This is a genomic window from Cellulomonas sp. IC4_254, from assembly GCF_011603975.1.
Taxonomy (GTDB): Bacteria; Actinomycetota; Actinomycetes; order Actinomycetales; family Cellulomonadaceae; genus Cellulomonas.
The window spans coordinates 1-1,473 of sequence record NZ_JAANNB010000363.1; the positions used below are offsets into that span (position 1 = coordinate 1).

Below are 1,473 nucleotides of genomic sequence, written 5' to 3' on the forward strand. Positions count from 1 at the left end.
GTCGGGCACGGGCCGTCCTGACGTGGGTGCGCCGACGGGCGCCGTGGGGGTCACGGCGCCCGTCGGGGTGGATCGGGTGCTGGGCACGGGGGCGCTCAGGCCCCCTTGGCGGCGCGGAAGCCGGCGTCGAGGTCGGCGAGGATGTCCTCGATCCCCTCCAGTCCGACGGCGAGCCGGACCAGCCCGGGCGTGACGCCGGACAGCGCCTGCTCCTCGGGGGTGAGCTGGCTGTGCGTCGTGGACGCCGGGTGGATGACGAGCGAGCGGACGTCGCCGATGTTCGCCACGTTCGAGTGCAGCTCCAGGGCCGACACGAACGCCTGGCCGGCGGCGGCCCCGCCCTCGACCTCGAACGCGAGGACCGCGCCGGTGCCGTTCGGGCCGTACTTGCGGCCGAGCTCGTACTGCGGGTGCGACGGCAGGCCGGCGTAGGTCACCGAGAGCACGTCGTCGCGGGCCTCCAGCCACTCGGCGACCTTCTGGGCGTTGGCGACGTGCCGCTCGACGCGCAGGGACAGGGTCTCGAGGCCCTGGGCGATGAGGAAGGCGTTGAACGGGCTGATCGCGGCGCCGAGGTCACGGAGCAGCTGCACCCGGGCGCGCAGCACGTAGGACAGGTTGACGCCGAACGCGCCGCCGGCGCCGAGGTCCCGCGCGAACACCAGGCCGTCGTAGGACGGGTCGGGCGTGTTGAAGGACGGGTACTTCTCGGGGTCGGCGCCGTAGTCGAACGTGCCGCCGTCCACGATCACGCCGCCGATGGCCGCGCCGTGGCCGCCCAGGTACTTGGTGGCCGAGTGCACGACGACGTCCGCGCCCCACTCCAGCGGCCGGATCAGGTACGGGGTCGGCACCGTGTTGTCGACGATCAGCGGCACGCCCGCCTCGTGCGCGACGCCGGCCACGGTCTCGATGTCGAGGACGTCCTGCTTCGGGTTCGGCACGGTCTCCGCGAAGAACGCCTTGGTGTTCGGCCGGACGGCGTCGCGCCAGGCCTGTGGGTCGTGCGGGTCGGTGACGAACGTCGTCTCGATGCCGAACCGGGGGAGCGTGTGGTGCAGCAGGTTGTACGTGCCGCCGTACAGGCTCGGGCTGGCGACGACGTGGCTGCCGGCCTCGGCGATGTTGAGGATCGCGTACGTCTCGGCGGCCTGGCCGGAGGCGAGCAGCAGGGCGCCGACGCCGCCCTCGAGCGAGGCGATCCGGTCCTCGACGGCCTGCACCGTCGGGTTGCCGATGCGGGTGTAGATCGGGCCGAGGTCCTTGAGCGCGAACCGGTCGGCGGCGACGCCGGCGTCGGGGAACACGTAGGACGTCGTCTGGTAGATCGGCAGCGCGCGGGCGCCGGTGGCGCTGTCGGGCGTCTGGCCGGCGTGGATCTGGCGGGTCTCGAAGGACCACTGCGGCTGGGTCATGGTCGGTCTCCTGGCGGTGCGTGGGGGCTGGCGGTGCGGGGTGGTCGGCGGTGCGCCC

The 1,473-nt window shown here is 73.4% G+C and carries 1 protein-coding gene; it reads right to left on the reverse strand.

From position 1 onward, the window contains the following. Window positions 1-95: 95 nt before the first annotated feature. Window positions 96-1,415: a bifunctional o-acetylhomoserine/o-acetylserine sulfhydrylase gene (locus G6556_RS18785; RefSeq protein ID WP_166944659.1), complete on the reverse strand. Its 1,320-nt coding sequence runs from the start codon at window positions 1,413-1,415 to the stop codon at window positions 96-98. Between the last annotated feature and the right edge of the window lie 58 nt (window positions 1,416-1,473).

Coding starts and splice junctions, on each gene's coding strand:
- G6556_RS18785 (WP_166944659.1), bottom strand. CDS start 1,415: ATGACCCAGCCGCAGTGGTCCTTCGAGACCCGCCAGATCCACGCCGGC.